We start from the raw sequence: 15,934 nt of genomic DNA on the forward strand, positions 1-15,934 counted from the left end.
ACGGTCCAGCAGGCCGTAACGGGGTTCGGATATCGACGCCCCCGGCAGGACGGGCGACCTCGATGACCACCGTGGACGGCTTCTAACACGCTCGCGGCGGCACGCCCAAGGCCGGTCACGCACTGGCGTGTCTGCACGTTTCCCCTGTTCAGAGCCCTTGCCACCGTACTGTCAGGCATCTGACAACGCACAAGCTGTGCGCCCCGTTCGGGTGGCTTTCGAAAATACTTTGGCTCTGTGTAACGGACTTGCCGCACATGGGTGACGTTGGCCCTATCATCACTCGGGTCGGCTCACCCCTTTTGCCGTGAGTCGACACCCCTCAGCCCGAGGAGGCCGCCGTGCCTGTGAGAGCACTGCACCAGCAGCTGTGGGGCGTGTGCCGTCGTACGGCGCACCCCGGAACCGCCGTGCCGGATAGCGCCGACCCCGGCGCGGGCACGGCCCTCATCGCGGCCGGATCCCGGCAACCGGTCCCGCGGCCTCGGTCGGCCGGGGAGGTCCAGTGAGCACTTACGGATACACCGGCGGGGCACCCCGGAACACCCGCTTGGCCCTCACCGAGGGCCTCGACCGGCTCCGGGTGTCCATGGACGACATGCTGAGCCTTGCGGTACGCGGCGACGGCGGTTCGAAGCGGATCCGGAACCGTCCACATCCGAACGAAGCACCACCCCGGCACAACGCCCCGGGCGGGAACGCCCGACCGGTGGGCGGCCGGGTGGCCAGCCCGGCCCGGCCGGCCATGCCCGCCCAGCCGGGCGCCACGACACCGCCGGTCCGCCCCGACGTGTCGAACACCGAGACCACGGTGCTGCCGGTGGTGCCGGCGACCGAGAAGTCCAGCGGTTCGGGCGGCACCTCGCCGACCGGTTATCCGGCCCGGCCCGACCCGTCGGATCCGGCCCGGGAGGTCTGGGCACTGATCGAGCGGGCCCAGGCCGGCGAGCCCGAGGCGTTCGGCCTGATCTACGACCGGTACGTCGACACCGTCTTCCGGTTCGTCTACTTCCGGGTCGGCAACCGGCAGCTCGCCGAGGACCTCACCTCGGACACCTTTCTGCGCGCACTCAAGCGGATCGGCAGCTTCACCTGGCAGGGGCGCGACCTGGGCGCCTGGCTGGTGACGATCGCCCGGAACCTGGTGGCGGACCATTTCAAGTCCGGCCGCTACCGCCTGGAAGTTACTACGGGTGACGTTCTAGATGCGGACCGCGAAGATCGCGGCCCGGAGGGGAGCCCCGAGGCGGCCGTCGTCGAGCACATCACCAATGTCGCCCTGCTGACCGCCGTCAAGCAGCTCAACCCCGAGCAGCAGGAGTGCATCGTCCTGCGGTTCCTACAGGGTTTCTCGGTGGCGGAGACCGCCCAGGCGATGGGCAAGAACGAGGGCGCGATCAAGGCTCTCCAGTACCGCGCGGTACGGGCCCTGGCCCGGTTGCTGCCGGACGGGTTCCAACCGTGAAGCGCTCCCATGGCCATCGTCTACACTCCGTGACCTCGCTCACTCTTCGTAGTATTTCCCGCCGCCGGGCCGTAACCGGTGGACCCCACCGACCGTTTGTCCGGGTGCGACCGGTGGTTGGCCTGACATCCCTCCGACCGGTCGGTCGGACAGCCGATCCGGCCTCGGGCACCGTGGCCTGGTCCTGAAGTCAGCCACCGTCGTACCCCGGACGGCGGGACGACGCCGACCGCAGCATCGCGACCAGCGAAGGGAGGTGTCGGCGGTGAGTTGGAAGACCTTCTACCGCCAACGCGCCGAGCGCTTCGCGCAGCTGCTCGACGAGGCCAACGGAGGCCGTCGCCACCACGTCCGGTCCCGGCTCGACGACGACCTGGCGCAGCCCCTGGCCGTCGGCGAACGACTCCGGAACGTCCGGTCCACCGTCGAGGTGGACCCCGACTTCCGGGCCGGCCTGCGGGCCATGCTCGTCGCCACCGCCGAACGGGAGGGAATCGGCGCGACCGCCACCGACGACGCCATCGTCGACGGCGGTGGTCAACCCGCCACCCGCCGGACCGGTCAGCCCGCCTTCCGGGGCCCACGCACCCGGGCCCGGGCCCGCGGCGCCATCGTCATCGGGGTCGCGGTCGGCGCGATCGCGGTCTCCGGGATGTCCGCCGCCAGCGAGAACGCCGTACCCGGCGACGCGCTGTACGGCATGAAGCGGCACACCGAACGCGCCCAGCTCGCCCTGGCCAGCTCCGACCTGAGTCGCGGGCAGCTCTACCTCGACTTCGCGCGTACCCGGCTCGCCGAGGCGGTCGCGGTCGGCGGGCAGAATCTCGGCTTCTCCGCCGTCCTGGAAGACATGGACGCCGACACCCGACAGGGCATCAAACTGCTGACCGGCGCGGCCGTGCAACGCCAGGACCCCGCTGCGCTCGACGCAGTGGACAGTTTCCTGCGCCAGCAACGCCCGGAGGTCGTCCGCCTCTTCGAGGACACCACCCGGGCCACCCGCAGCCGAGCCAACGAATCGCTGGTGCTTCTCGACAAGGCGCAGACCCGGTCCGAAAGCCTGCGGGCCGCGCTCGCCTGCGGAGTCGGCGCGATCGGCCGAGCGGACTCGATCGGACCGTTGCCCCGGTCCTGCCCGGTCAACCGCAGCCCGGACCGTACGCCACCGGACTCGCCGCCCAGCGCGACCGAGGGAGACGGCGGCAGCCGTAGCCCGGAGGACGCGCCGCGGGCGCCGGGCCGCTCGTCGGCACCCACGGCCCCCGGCCCGACGCCCAGCCAGGAGCAGCCACCGGCGGTACGCGACCACCCCAGCACCGAACCCGCGCACCGGGTCGGCGGCTGACCGTCCCCCGCACCCGCCCGACCGGGCAACGGCGGTCCCGGACTCCCGGTGCACCCCGGCCGATCCGGCTACCCTCGCTGTGTACCCGTAGCGAGGAGGTTCCCGCGTGGCTCGGGCCCGCAAGGTGACGGTCAGCACCGACCACCACGGTCACACCGCCGGCTGGGCCGACGCCGGACCGGACGCCCCACCGGCGGACCCTGCCCGGACCGATCCCGGCGCCGCCGCCTTCTTCGACGTGGACAACACGGTGATGCAGGGCGCCTCCATCTACTGGTTCGCCCGCGGCCTGGCGGCCCGCAACTACCTCACCACCGGAGACCTCGCCCGGTTCGCCTGGCAGCAGCTCCGGTTCCGGGTACTCGCCGTCGAACACCCCGGCAGCATGTCCCGGGTCAAGGAGGCGGCGCTGGCCTTCGTCGCCGGCTGGCGCGTCGAGGACGTCGAGCGGCTCACCGAGGAGATCTTCGACGAGCTGATGGCTCCGCGGATCTGGGCCGGCACCCGGGCCCTAGCCCAGCAGCACCTGGACGCCGGCCAGCGGGTCTGGCTGGTCACCGCCGCCCCGGTGGAGATCGGCCGGATCATCGCGGCCCGGCTCGGCCTGACCGGCGCGCTCGGCACCGTCGCCGAGATCCGCGACGGGGCGTACACCGGGCGGTTGGTCGGCGACCTGCTGCACGGGCCGGCCAAGGCGGACGCGGTGGTCCAGCTCGCCTCGGTGGAGGGGCTGGACCTGGCGCGGTGCGCCGCGTACAGCGACTCCGCCAACGACCTGCCGATGCTCTCCACCGTCGGCCGGGCGGTGGCGGTCAACCCGGACGGCACGCTGCTGCGGCACGCCCGGGACCGCGGCTGGGCTGTACACGACTTCCGGACCGGGCGGAAGGCGGCCCGGATCGCCGTACCCTCGACCGTCGCCGCCGGGCTGGTGGCCGGCGCGGTGACGGCGGGGCTGGCGATGCGTCGCCGGCTGACCCGCTGACCGCCTCCGCTCCGGCCCGGGGGCTGACCCTTGTGACCGCCTCCGGCTCGCGGGCCGGCTCAGGGGCCGAACGGGTCGGGGCGCTTCTCCAGCAACCGGTGCAGGGTCTGCTGGATGGTCTCCCGGACCTGGTCGGCGAGGTTGAATACGACCAGCGGATCGTCGGCGGAGTCGACCAGGTGGTCGGTCGAGATCGGCGGGCAGAACTCGATCAGCCACTTGCTGGGCAGCGGCACCGCGCCGAGCGGACCGAGCCACGGGAAGGTCGGCGTCACCGGAAAGTACGGCAGCTTGAGCAGCCGGGCCAGCGGCTTGATGTCGGCGAGCATCGGGTACGTCTCCTCGGCACCGACGATCGCCACCGGGATGATCGGGGTGCCGGTACGGAGTGCGGCGGAGACAAAGCCGCCCCGACCGAACCGTTGCAGCTTGTAGCGGTCCGCGTAGAGCTTGCCGATGCCCTTGAAGCCCTCGGGGAAGACGCCGACCAGCTCACCCCGGCCGAGCAGCCGCTCCGCGTCCGAGTTGCACGCCACCGTGCCGCCGGTCTTGCGGACCAGCTCGGAGACGACCGGCATCCGGAACACCAGGTCGGCGCCGAGCAGCCGCAGGTAGCGCTGCTTCGGGTGCTGGTCGTGCAGCACGGCCGCCAGCACCAGCGCGTCCAGCGCGACGGTACCGGAGTGGTTACCCACCACCAGGCCGGCACCGTCGACCGGCAGGTGGTGCACCCCGTAGACCTCGGTACGGAACCAGTCGCGGTAGAGCCGGCGTAGCACCGGATGGAAGACCTGGTCGGTCAGCTCGGGATCGAAACCGAACTCGTCGACCTCGTACTGCCCACCGAGTCGCCGGCGCAGAAAGGCCAGCCCGGCGGCGACCCGCCGGTCCCAGACATCTCCCGGCCGGTCCGGCACCGCCCTCCCTGCCGGTCCGGGCCGGTGCCCGTTGTGCCGCTCCGGCGCACCGCCGTCGCCGGTCATCGTCCGCCCCGCTCCATCGGCGCACCGCCGTCGCCGGTCATCGACCGCCCCGCTCCATCTGCCCGCCGCCGCCGGGCCTCGTCCGACTCCGCTGCGGGCCCCGGACCGGCGCCCTCGACCGCGCCGAACTGGTTGATCCGGTCCCGGACCGTGGCCCGGGTCTGCCGGATGCCGTCCAGGATCACCTGCTCGGCCCGGCGAAGCTGCTCCGGCCCGAGCACCCTCCCGTCACGGCGGCTCGCGATGAACTCGTCGAAGGCGGCGGCGGTGGAGCGCGGGGTGAAGCCGTACTCGGTGGTCAGTCTGGTCGTGTCGACCACCCGGCCGTGCACGAACAGGTCGACCTGGTCGAGGCCGTAGCGGGCGAAGCCCAGCACCCGGGCCAGCCCGGCCGCGCCGGAGAGCCCCGGCTCCACCACCGGCAGGGCGACCCGGCCGGCCCGGCGGATCGCCTGGGAAAGCGTCAACACTCCCGGCCCGGCGACGTTGTAGGTCCCGGGATGCTCCTCCACCACCGACCGATGCAGCACCTCCAGCACGTCGTCGAAGTGCACGAACTGGAGCCGGGGGTCGCGGCCGAGCACGGTCGGGACCACGGGCTGGGCGAAATATCGGGTCAGCGTGGTGTTCGCCATCGAGCCGATGAACGGCGCGAAGCGCAGCACGGTGGCGGTGACGTCGGGACGGCGACGCCGGAAGCTGCGGACGTACCCCTCGATGTCCAGAATGTCCCGGGCGAAGCCGCCGCGCGGCACCGCCCGGGGCTCGGTGTCCTCGGTGAAGACGGCCGGGTCCCGGAACGACGCCCCGTAGGCGGCGGTCGACGACCGGACGACCAGCTTGCGCAGCCGGGGCGCCCGTTGGACGGCGGCGAGCAGCTGCATCGTGCCGATGACGTTCTGCTCCTTCATCGCCGCCCGGCCGCCCTGCTGCGGGTCGGCGGCGGTGACCAACGCCAGGTGCACGACCGCGTCGGCGCCGAGTTCCTCGACGATGGTGCTCGCCTCGCCGGCGTCGGCCCGGACCCGCTCGACGCCGTCGAGCAGGCCGGCGATTTCGGCCGCTGGTTCGTGCACGTCGAGACCGACGACCCGGGTGATCCGGTCGTCGGCGACGAGCCGCGCCGCGACGTGCGCACCGAGGAACCGGCTGACTCCGGTCACCACGACGACCCCCGGCGCACCGGGGGTGCTACCGGGGGTCACCTCGCGCTCCGCACGGGACGATCCGGGCCGGGCCCGGATCGCCTCGACGTCGTCACGTGGGCCTCCGAAGGTCGACAGCTGACCGGCTCACCGCCGGCCGGGCAGGCGCCCGGCCGGGGTCACTTGCCGAGACGGCGACGCTGGACGCGGGTCTTGCGCAGCAGCTTGCGGTGCTTCTTCTTGGCCATGCGCTTGCGGCGCTTCTTGACCACCGAGCCCATACGACAGCCCTTCTGATGCGACGTGCTGATCGGACCGGCTCCGCCCGAAGGCGCTGCCGGCTACCGAGCTGGACAACGGACCGGGCCGGCACGACGGGCTCACACCCATAGCGGCACGTGGCTACGGTCGCGGTCCAGACTAGCCCTCGGCCGTCAGCCGGACCAAAGCGCCCCCACGGTGAACCGCCCCGGGACGCTCCGGAACCGTCGCGACATCGCGGTTGCGCCGTCAGGCGGTCTCCTGAAAGGCACCCCGCAGGTAGTCGTGCACGGCATGCTCCGGCACCCGGAACGACCGGCCGACCCGCACCGCGGTCAGCTCGCCGGAGTGCACCAGCCGGTAGACCGTCATCTTCGAGACCCGCATCAGCATCGCCACCTCGGCGACGGTCAAGAACCTGACCTCCGGCATCCGGCTGTCCGGCTGTGGTGATCCTGCCATGGCTCACCAACCCATCCCAATCCCCGGCGCGTGCCGCCCGGCGGGATGCTTCCGCGCCGCAGCTACGCGCGTGTTACCAGTACGGTAGCGGGGCGGCTGTGACCGGCGCGATCCCTTCGGACAATTGATCATCCCTGGCGCCACGGTCGACGGATGGGAACCGGCGTTCCCGCCCATCCGGGTCATTCCGCGCGGAGCGCGACCACCGGGTCCAGCCGCCCGGCCCGCTGCGCCGGCACCACGCCGAAAATGATCCCGACCGCCGCCGAGACCCCGAACGAGAGCGCCAGCGACCACCAGGTGACGGCCGCCGGTACCGGGGAGAGGGCGGCCACCAGCAGCGCGGCGCCCACCCCGAGCCCCATCCCGAGCACCCCGCCGAGCGCCGTCAGCAGCACCGCCTCCAGCAGGAACTGGATCCCGATGTCCCGTGGGCGGGCGCCGACGGCCTTGCGCAGGCCGATCTCCCGGGTCCGTTCGCGTACCGAGACCAGCATGATGTTGGAGACTCCCACGCCGCCGACCAGCAACGAGATGCCGGCGATCGCGGCGAGTACCCCGGTCAGCACCCCGAGGATGTCCCCGAGTACGCCGAGGATCTGTTCCTGGGTCACCGCGCTGAACTCGGTGTCGGGGTGCCGCCGGGTCAGCTCGGCGACGACCCGGGCGCCGAGGTCGTCGATCTCCGCCCGGTCCGGCGCCTTGATCGCGATCCCGTCGATCCGCTGGGTGCCGTAGAGCCGGTGCGCGGCGGTGACCGGGATGTGCACCTCGTCGTCCCGGTCCACCCCGAGGCTCTGGCCGAGCGGGGCGAAGACCCCGACCACCCGGAACCGTACGCCGGCGATCGCGACCTGCTGCCCGACCGGCTCACGTTCGCCGAAGAGGGTGCTGGCGACCGTGGCGCCGAGCACCGCCACCCGGCGACTCGTGTCGACATCGGATGACGTGAGATAGCTGCCCCGGTCCAGCTTTCGGACGAAGACCTCGGGCGTGGTCTCCAGTACGCCCTGCACCGTGGTGAACGCCGACCGGTTGCCGGCGCGTACCGTCTCGCCGGAGGTGACCGTGACCGCCACCCGGCGCGGATCGCCGACCACCCGGTTGACCGCCTCGACGTCGGCCAGGGAGAGCCGGGAGACCGCCGGTGCCGCGCCGAAGTCGAGCCGGCCGGGCACCACCACGAGCAGGTTGGAGCCGAGCCCCTCGACCTGCTGCTCCACCTCCCGCTTGGCGCCGGTGCCGATCGCGACCAGCACCACCACGGCGGCCACCCCGATCACCACGCCGAGCATGGTGAGCATGCTGCGCAGCCGGTTCGCCGCCAGGGCGTCCAGCGCGACCCGCCACGCCTCGGCAATCCTCACGAGCCGCTCCCCGAGCCGTCCGTCCCGGTCCTACCCTCGGCCCGCCCGGCAGGTGTGCGCTCGGCCTGCCCGGCTGCCTCGTCGGCTACGCCGGAGGCGGCACCGCTCGACCCGCGGCGTCCGGTGGCTTCGGTGGCGCCACCGAAGCCACCGGACGGGTGCCCCGAGTCGCTTCCGGACGCTCGTCGGGGCTCCGCGCTGGGAGCGGGATCTACTATCTCAGGCCCCCGCCGCGTCGCCGGAACGGCCGTCGCGGTGTCCGTCGCCGGCCTGGGTGGTAGTCCCCGCGCGCGGCCCCCGTCGGCCGGCAGGATCACGCCGTCCCGCATGGTGACCTGCCGGTGTGCCCGGTCGGCGACCTCCCGGTCGTGGGTGACCAGCACCAGCGCCACCCCGTCGGAGGCGTTCAGCTCCTCCAGCAGGGTCAGCACGGACTCGCCGGTCGCGCTGTCCAGGTTGCCGGTCGGCTCGTCGGCGAGCAGCAGTACCGGGTCGGTGACCAGGGCCCGGGCGATCGCCACCCGCTGCTGCTCTCCACCGGAGAGCTGGTTGGGCCGGTGGTCCAGCCGGTGCCCGAGGCCGACCCGGCCCAGCATCGCCGCCGCCAACTCCCGCCGCCGCCGGCCACCGATTCCCCGGTAGACCAGCGGCAGCGCGACGTTGTCGAGCGCGGAGGTCCGGGGCAGCAGGTGGAACGACTGGAAGACGAAGCCGATGGTCTCGTTGCGCAGCGTGGCAAGCTCCCCGGCGTCCAGCGTGGCGACGTCCCGACCGCCGATCACCAGCCTGCCGGCGGTGGGCCGGTCCAGGCCGCCGAGCAGGTGCATCAGGGTCGACTTACCCGAACCGGACGGCCCGACGACCGCCACGTAGTCGCCGGCGGCGATGGTCAGCGAGACGCCGCGCAGCGCGGCCACCGAGACCCCGCCCAGCTCGTACGTCCGGACCAGGTCGACCGCCTCCACCGCCACCCCGCACCGCCGGGCCGGGGCACCGGCCGCCGCGTCGCCGCACCGCCGGGCAGGTCCACCGGCCGCCGCGTCGCGGGAACGGCCCACCGGCGCGGCGGTCAACGTACCCGCTCTCCGGGGCGCACCTGGTCGGCGCCGCTGACCACCACCTGCTGGCCCGGCTCCACCCCGCTGACGATCTGCACCAGGTCCTGGCCCTGCACCCCGACCGTCACCGGCACCTGCTCGGCGATCCCGTCCCGGACCACCCAGACCGCGTCCCGCCCCTGCGCCGAATGCACCGCCGCCGCCGGTACGGTCACCGCGCCGACCGCCTCCCGGACCCGCAGCCGAACCACGGCGCTCATCCCGGGGCGCGGCGCCGGCGCGGCCCGCCCGTCGGCGAAGCGCCCGGAACCGAGCGAGAGCCGTACCCGGTATGTGACACCGCCCCGGGCCGACGCGGTCGGCAGGACGTCGACCGAACGGACCCGGGCCGGATACTCCGCTCCGGTGGCGGCGTCCAGTTCGACGCTCGCCGGCACCCCCGGGTCGACCAGGAGCACGTCGGTCTCGTCCACCTCGGCGACCAGCCCGAGGTCGGTCAGGTCCACCACGGTCAGGATCGGGGTACCGGCGCTCACCTGGCCGCCGACCGGCACCGCGCCGTCGACGCCGGCCACCGTCGGGTTACCCGCGCCGAACGCCCCGGCCGGTGCGCCGAGCCCACCGGTCGTGCCGAGCCCGCCGGTCGTGCCGAGCCCGCCGGCCGCGCCGAGGAGCCCGGCCAGCGCCTCGGCCGAACCCGGGGCCGCCGGTGACGCGGGCCCGCCGAGCTGCACCACCCCGCCGATCGGCGCCCGCAGTACGAGCGCGTCGACGGTTGCCTTGGCCAGGTCGTACGCCTGCTCGGCCTGGAGGCGCTGGGCGGCGGCGAGGGCCCGTACCGCCGAGTTCAGCCCGGCGACGCCGCGCTGGACGGCGCGTACCGCCGCACCAGCGCTCTCGGCCGCCGCCTCGTACTGCCGCTGCGCGATCCGGACCTGGGCGAGCAGCGCGGCCCGGGCGTCCGGGTCGGTGAGCTTGTCGGCGGCGTCCCGGGCAGCCTGGAACGCCTGCGCCGCCGCACGGTCGGTATTCCGGCGCAACCGGGCCAGGTCGGCGCCGCCGCCGACACCCCGCCCCGCGCTGCGGGCCGCCCGGAGGGCCCGGCGGGCCTTGACCAGCCGATCCCGGGCCGTGGGCGAGTCGACGACCGCCAGGACCCGGCCCGGCTTGACCACGGCGCCCGGCCTGACCCGCAGCTCGGCCAGGGTGCCGTCGGCGGGGGCGCTCAGGGTGGCCGCCGCTCGCGCCGTCACGCTGGCCGGCGCGTCGACCAGTTCGGCGACGTCGGCCCGCTCGACACTGGCCAGCCCGAGCTGGTCGTCGTCGGACTCGCAGGAGGCCGCGGAGAGGCCGAACAGGACGGTGGCGGTGAGGAGGATGGCGGAGAACACGGAGCGACGGGGCCGCGGTGCTGCGGACAGGCGCGGCGGAGAGGCGCGACGCACGCCGCCATCGTACGAGGTGCCACCCGCCGCGGCCGGCAGGACGCGCGGGCCGGCGCGCCCGCTCACCGGCCCGCCCGCTCAGCTGGCGCCTGGGTCAGGAAGCGGTCTTCTTCACGTACGCCACGCACTCGTCGTGCAGCTTCGACCAGTCCTGGCCGAACGCCTCCCGGGAGGCCTCCGCCTCCGACCGGCCGTCGTGCACCACGAGTTTGAAGAAGGAAAGCAGCTCCTTCTCGCCGAACCGGTCGACGAGATGCCGGACGGCGAGGTAGCCGACCCCGTAGCTGCCGGCGACGTGCCAGTCCTCGGACTCGGCGCCGGGCGCCACGTCCGCCAGCTCGCCGTTCCAGCCGGAGTTGACCAGCCGGTCGACGTCGTCGAGGCTGTCGTACCGGCTCGCCGCCCGGCCACCGGCCGCCGCCTGTTCGGCGATCCCCTCCACCAGCCACCAGGCGTCGTCGTCGATCTGGTCGGCGCCGGCCAGCGAGGAGGCGTGGGTCAGCTCGTGCCGCATCAGGTCGGCGTACTGGCCCGGCACCACGGCCTTGGAGTTGAGCACCAGGTCGTACTGGCCGTCGCCGACCGGTACGGCGTATCCGGCGGTCCACTCCGGGCGGTCGCCGCCGTACCAGCGGTCCCACTCGTTCGGGCCGGCGTAGAAGATCAGATAGCGTTCCGGCGGCGAGCCGTCCGCGGCGTACCGGTCGGCGACCTTGGCCGCCCGCTCCCCCTCGCGCAGCAGGTCGGGCAGCCGGTCCCGGAACGCCCGGGGCGCCGCGACCAGGGTGCGTTCGCCAATCGTGGCGACAAGTTCGTCGCTCTCCCACGGCCGTGGCCGCCCCGGCCCGCCAACCTCGTCGGTGTCGATCGCGGCCAGTCGCGGCTGGCCGGCGGTGTCCTTCCACCGGGTGACCATGGTGATCTCGTTCGGTTCGCAGCCGGGCCTCACGAAGCAGTGCCCGACGATCAGGTTGGCTCGCCACTCGCCGGCCGTCTCGAGTTTGACCACCCGGCCCAGCAGTTTCGGCTCCCACTTGCTGACCCGCATTGCCCGCAGGGTCCGGAAGTCGCGCCGGAGCTGCCGGGCGATCGCCGTGTTCGGCTCGGCGAGCCCGACGTAGCCGCTCTCGTCGCCGCTGAGCAGCGCCTTCGCCTGCCCGTCGAGCCGGCTGCGGATCTGCTCGGTGAGCCAGTCGACGGTCACCGAGGACGGGTCGCCAGCCTTCGGGCTGGCCGCCGCGCCAGCGCCGGCGGCCGGGCCGGTCGGGCCGGACATCCCGTCGAGCAGTGCCGCCCCGATCGCGATCGGGGCGGCACAGAGCAGCAGGGCCACGACGGTCCCGAACGCCACCCAGAGTGGCCACCGGCGGCGGCGCGGCGGCGAGACGAGTCCGGCCGGCGGCGGATAGCCAGCGGTCCCCGGGTGGCCGCCCGGCATCGGGTACCCACCGGACCCCGGGTATCCGCCCGGCATCGGATGCCCACCGGGCTGCGGATAGCCGGGCCGCGCCGGGTAACCGGCCGGCCCTGGTCGGAATCCGCCCGACTGATAGCCACCGGCCTGGTGGTAACCACCGGACTGGTAACCAGCAGACTGGTAGCCGGCCGGCTGGTAACCACCCGACTGGTGGCCGGCCGGCTGGTAACCATCGGACTGGTAACCGGCCGGCTGGTAACCATCGGACTGGTGGCCGGCCGACGGCGGGTACCCGGAGGGCGGGTGGTCGGCCGGACGATTGCCGGTCTGCGGATCGTGGTCGGCAGGTGGGCGGTGGCGGTACTCCCCGTCGGTCACCGCCGGAGAGTACGACCAATCGTCCAGCCGTGCGAACCCGGCCTCAGCGACCTGCCCATGACCCGACCAGGCGACCCGCCGGCCGCGACTCCGGCGGTTCGGCGGCGGCCCGCCAACTGCGCCGGGCCGAGCCGAGCAGCAGGCCCGACGAGATCGTCCAGCCCGCCCCGCCGACCAGTGCCTGCGCGCCCCCGTCCCCCGGCGGCAGGACGGCGAGCAGCACGCCGCAGACCAGGCTCACCCCGACCACCACCGAGACGAGTACGGCGATCAGCCGGATCGCCGCCGGACGGATCTCCACGTGCCGCGGTCCCCAGCGCAGCAGCAGCGCCATCACGACGGCGGTGCCGAGGGCGAGCCCGGCGAAGGTGTCCATCGTCCGGGCCAGCCACAGGTACCAGGTCCCCGGCTCGACCCCGCCCCAGAACTGCTGCCAGCCGCCGATCCGGCCGAGCAGTTCCGACATGCCGTACTGGGCACCGAGTACGCCGACGAGCAACAGCGCCGTTCGCCGGCCCTGCGCCACCGCCAGCAGGTCCTGCAGACCCCTCGCGATCCGGTCGACCGAACCGAATTCCCGGACGGCCGTCCGCTGTGCCTCCGGGGCGCTCAGCCCGTGGTGCCGGTGCACGTCGGCGGCGTCGACCAGGGCGTCCCGGATCTCGGCCAGCATGTCGGCCCGCAACCGGGTCGAACCGCGCAACCGGCCAGCGACCGCCGAGACGTAGTCGTCGATCGGGGTGGTCACCGGCCCAGTCTCCCACCGCACCCGGTGAACGCCATCCGGAGGATCCCCGCGGTGGGAACCCTGACCCCTGCTGGGCCCCCTTTCGAGCTGTGACCACCTCAACGTCACCACTTGGGTGTCATGCGCTCGGTGTACGAATTATGCCCTCAGCGGTTGACTCGAACGGTAAGGGCGGTACGTCCGCCAAATGTCTGTCTGTTTTCGGCTGCCCGAATGTAATTGGCACTGTGTGGCCCGCATCTATCCGGTTAGCGCTTTTCCGGCGCTGACTGGGCCTGATTCCACTTGTTCGTGGGTTTTCTTCATATAGGCCCGCCATGCGCCGAAGAGCACCGTACGGTGACGTTAAGTGGCTACAGCCTATTTGTAGCCCTCCGCGCCCCCGATGGTGCGGCCGTGTCTTGTATTCGAAAGGCAGGGAGCTTGATGTCCGAATTCCAAGGGAGCCACGTGGATCCCGGTCAGCCCACGACGCGGCCAAAAAGGCGGCGGTCCCGGTGGTTCTTAGCCGGGGGCATCGTCGCCGGCAGCCTGGTGGCCGGCGCTGCCGGTCTGGCCGGGGTGGCCACGCTGGCCAGCGACAACGGCCTGGCAGAGGTGGACCTGGGGCAGTTGTCCGTCATCGCCGCCAGCAACGACAACGGCGACAACGGCAAGGACCCGGGCAAGCACGAAGGTCCCGCGGACCGGAAGGCCGGACCGGCCGGCGAGTCGAACAACGGCGGGAACAACGGCGGCGAGGACTCCCAGGGCGGGAACTGGCAGGACTACTGCAAGCCGGGCGGCGGCTGGCAGGGCCAGGGCGACAAGAACGCCGAGGCCCCGGAGTCCGCGCCGAGCGACTCGAAGGACCGGAAGGCGAAGCCCGAGGAGTCGAAGGACCCGAAGGCGGGCCCGACGGCGACCAAGGACCCGAAGGCCGGACCGGCCGGCGAGTCCAAGGACCCCAAGGCCGGCCCCACGGCGACCAAGGACCCGAAGGCCGGACCGGCCGGCGAGTCCAAGGACCCCAAGGCCGGCCCCACGGCAACCAAGGACCCGAAGGCCGGACCGGCCGGCGAGTCCAAGGACCCCAAGGCCGGCCCCACGGCAACCAAGGACCCGAAGGCCGGACCGGCCGGCGAGTCCAAGGACCCCAAGGCCGGCCCCACGGCAACCAAGGACCCGAAGGCCGGACCGGCCGGCGAGTCCAAGGACCCCAAGGAGAAGCACGAGGAGGCCAAGGACGCCAACGGCTCCGGCTGGCAGGGCGGACCGCAGAGCGGATCGCAGGGCGGCTCCGGCTGGCAGGGCGGACCGCAGGGCGGCGGCGAGAACGGCTCGTCCGGGGAGACCCCCGGATCCGACAGCTCGCGCTGGCACGGTGGATCGCAGGGCAGCGGTGAGAGCGGCTCGGGCTGGCAGGGCTCGGGTTCGGAGGGTTCGGGCTGGAACGGCGGGTCCCAGGCGGGCCGCGAGGGCTGCGGCTCGAACGAAGGCGAGGGCGAAGGCGAGCGCGAGGGCGAGAAGGTGACGTCCGTACCGTGCGACCCAGACAGGCTCATCGCCGCGCTGGTACACGCCAACGCCGAGGGCGGCGGCAGCCTCAGGCTCGCGCCGAAGTGCACCTACACGCTCACCGCGAGCGGCAAGAGCGGCGAGAAGCACGACGGCAAGGGCCAGAAGGACACCGGCAAGGCGCCGTCAGACGCCGCCAACGGCGCCACGGGTACGCCGGGGACGATGGGCAGCCCGAACGGCAAGAAGCACGACCGGAAGCACGACAACTCCGGTCTGCCGGTGATCAAGACGCCGATCAAGATCAAGGGTGAGGGCGCGACCATCACCCGGGACACGTACGCCAAGGACTTCCGCTTCTTCACCGTCCGGGACGGTGGAGAGCTGGAGTTGAGTGACGTCTTCCTGAAGAACGGGCGGGCGGACGAGGGCGGCGCGATCTCGGTCGACCACGGCGCCACCGCCACGGTGAAGCGGGTCACGATCTCCGACAGCACCGCTCTCGCCAAGGACGGCGGCGGCGGCGCGATCTTCAACGACGGCCACTTGGCGGTCACGGAGAGCAAGTTCGAGGAGAACAACTCCGCCGGCAACGGTGGCGGGATCCTCAACGGTGGTGTCCTCACCGTGGAGAAGTCCGAGTTCTTCAGCAACAGCGCCGACAAGGCCGGCGGTGGGCTCGCCAACTACCAGGGGGCGGCCGACATCACGAAGAGCGCCTTCGAGCACAACAACGCGGCGGAGGGCGGCGGTATCGCCAGCGTCTCGGCCCGGACCAAGGTCTGGGACGGCGAGGTCAACGGCAACACCGCGAAGGTCGGCGGCGGCCTGTTCAACAAGGACGCCACCCTCACGGTCCGGGGGCTGCACGTCAGCAAGAACCTCGGCACCAAGGACGGCGGCGGCATCGCCACCGTCAAGGGTCTGCTCACGGTGGACGGAAGCAAGATCACCAAGAACACCACCCGGGGTGACGGCGGCGGCATCTTCGCCGTGAAGTCCGAGGTGATCGTGCGGGACACCGAGGTCAGCAAGAACAGCGCCGTCGGCGCGCGTTCGGTCGGCGGCGGCATCGCGGTCGAGGGCGGTTCGCTCGAACTGAAGAAGAGCAAGATCGTCGAGAACGACGCCACCAAGAAGGGCGGCGGGCTCTTCGCCGAGCACGCCAGGGTGAGGGTGGACGACGACACCGTCATCAGCAAGAACCGGCCGGACAACTGCGCCGGTGACGAGTCCGTCGAGAACTGCTTCGCCTGAGCCTCGTGACCCGAGGCGCACAGGTGACCGGTGACGGGTGGCCGGCAACGGAGACCACGGGCCGGTGACGGAGCGGACGCATCCGGTCCGTCGGGGGCAACGATCAGCAGATCGGACCCTC

The 15,934-nt window shown here is 72.7% G+C and carries 10 protein-coding genes and 3 pseudogenes; 4 read left to right on the top strand and 9 right to left on the bottom strand.

What is annotated here, in order from left to right; translation table 11 throughout:
* Positions 1 to 598: 598 nt before the first annotated feature.
* The 3 genes and pseudogenes from EV371_RS30885 (at position 599) to EV371_RS30895 (ending at position 3,795) form a co-directional block, all read left to right on the top strand.
* Positions 599 to 1,465, top strand: a complete 867-nt coding sequence (locus EV371_RS30885) for an ECF subfamily RNA polymerase sigma factor, BldN family (RefSeq protein WP_207230846.1) — start codon at positions 599 to 601, stop codon at positions 1,463 to 1,465.
* A 256-nt stretch (positions 1,466 to 1,721) separates the two neighbouring features.
* Positions 1,722 to 2,612 (top strand): annotated as a pseudogene (locus EV371_RS30890) (DUF5667 domain-containing protein); the annotation flags it as partial.
* Positions 2,613 to 2,916: 304 nt separating this feature from the next.
* The gene (locus tag EV371_RS30895) at positions 2,917 to 3,795 is read left to right on the top strand and encodes an HAD-IB family hydrolase (protein ID WP_130465156.1); all 879 of its coding nucleotides are present in this window, start codon (positions 2,917 to 2,919) and stop codon (positions 3,793 to 3,795) included.
* A gap of 59 nt (positions 3,796 to 3,854) precedes the next feature.
* On the opposite strand, the gene EV371_RS30900 is transcribed toward EV371_RS30895, so the two are convergent.
* From EV371_RS30900 to EV371_RS30940, 9 genes and pseudogenes are all read right to left on the bottom strand, one after another.
* A complete protein-coding gene (locus EV371_RS30900) occupies positions 3,855 to 4,778 on the bottom strand; it encodes a 1-acyl-sn-glycerol-3-phosphate acyltransferase (RefSeq protein ID WP_130465157.1) in 924 nt (307 codons plus the stop codon).
* Between the two features lie 137 nt (positions 4,779 to 4,915).
* Positions 4,916 to 5,983: pseudogene (locus EV371_RS30905) on the bottom strand (NAD-dependent epimerase/dehydratase family protein); the annotation flags it as partial.
* A 119-nt stretch (positions 5,984 to 6,102) separates the two neighbouring features.
* A complete protein-coding gene (locus EV371_RS30910; protein ID WP_007465623.1) occupies positions 6,103 to 6,204 on the bottom strand; it encodes a 30S ribosomal protein bS22 in 102 nt (33 codons plus the stop codon).
* Positions 6,205 to 6,433: 229 nt separating this feature from the next.
* Complete coding sequence (locus tag EV371_RS30915) at positions 6,434 to 6,646, bottom strand: excisionase family DNA-binding protein (RefSeq protein WP_130465159.1); 213 nt, start codon at positions 6,644 to 6,646, stop codon at positions 6,434 to 6,436.
* A gap of 182 nt (positions 6,647 to 6,828) precedes the next feature.
* Entirely contained in the window at positions 6,829 to 8,013 is a 1,185-nt protein-coding gene (locus EV371_RS30920) for an ABC transporter permease (RefSeq protein ID WP_130465160.1), read from the bottom strand.
* Between the two features lie 298 nt (positions 8,014 to 8,311).
* A pseudogene (locus tag EV371_RS30925) lies at positions 8,312 to 8,984 on the bottom strand (ABC transporter ATP-binding protein); the annotation flags it as partial.
* 98 nt (positions 8,985 to 9,082) lie between these two features.
* Positions 9,083 to 10,555 (bottom strand): efflux RND transporter periplasmic adaptor subunit, encoded by a 1,473-nt coding sequence (locus EV371_RS30930; RefSeq protein ID WP_486484991.1) that lies wholly within the window; start codon positions 10,553 to 10,555, stop codon positions 9,083 to 9,085.
* Between the two features lie 55 nt (positions 10,556 to 10,610).
* Positions 10,611 to 12,311: a hypothetical protein gene (locus EV371_RS30935; RefSeq protein ID WP_130465162.1), complete on the bottom strand. Its 1,701-nt coding sequence runs from the start codon at positions 12,309 to 12,311 to the stop codon at positions 10,611 to 10,613.
* A 43-nt stretch (positions 12,312 to 12,354) separates the two neighbouring features.
* The gene (locus EV371_RS30940) at positions 12,355 to 13,059 is read right to left on the bottom strand and encodes a permease prefix domain 1-containing protein (RefSeq protein WP_130465163.1); all 705 of its coding nucleotides are present in this window, start codon (positions 13,057 to 13,059) and stop codon (positions 12,355 to 12,357) included.
* A gap of 426 nt (positions 13,060 to 13,485) precedes the next feature.
* Here EV371_RS30940 and EV371_RS30945 point away from each other — a divergent pair, with 426 nt between their 5' ends.
* Positions 13,486 to 15,813, top strand: coding sequence for a YML083C domain-containing protein (locus EV371_RS30945; protein WP_130465164.1), 2,328 nt, complete (start codon positions 13,486 to 13,488; stop codon positions 15,811 to 15,813).
* Positions 15,814 to 15,934: the final 121 nt, after the last annotated feature.

It is taken from the genome of Plantactinospora sp. CNZ321 (assembly GCF_004217235.1).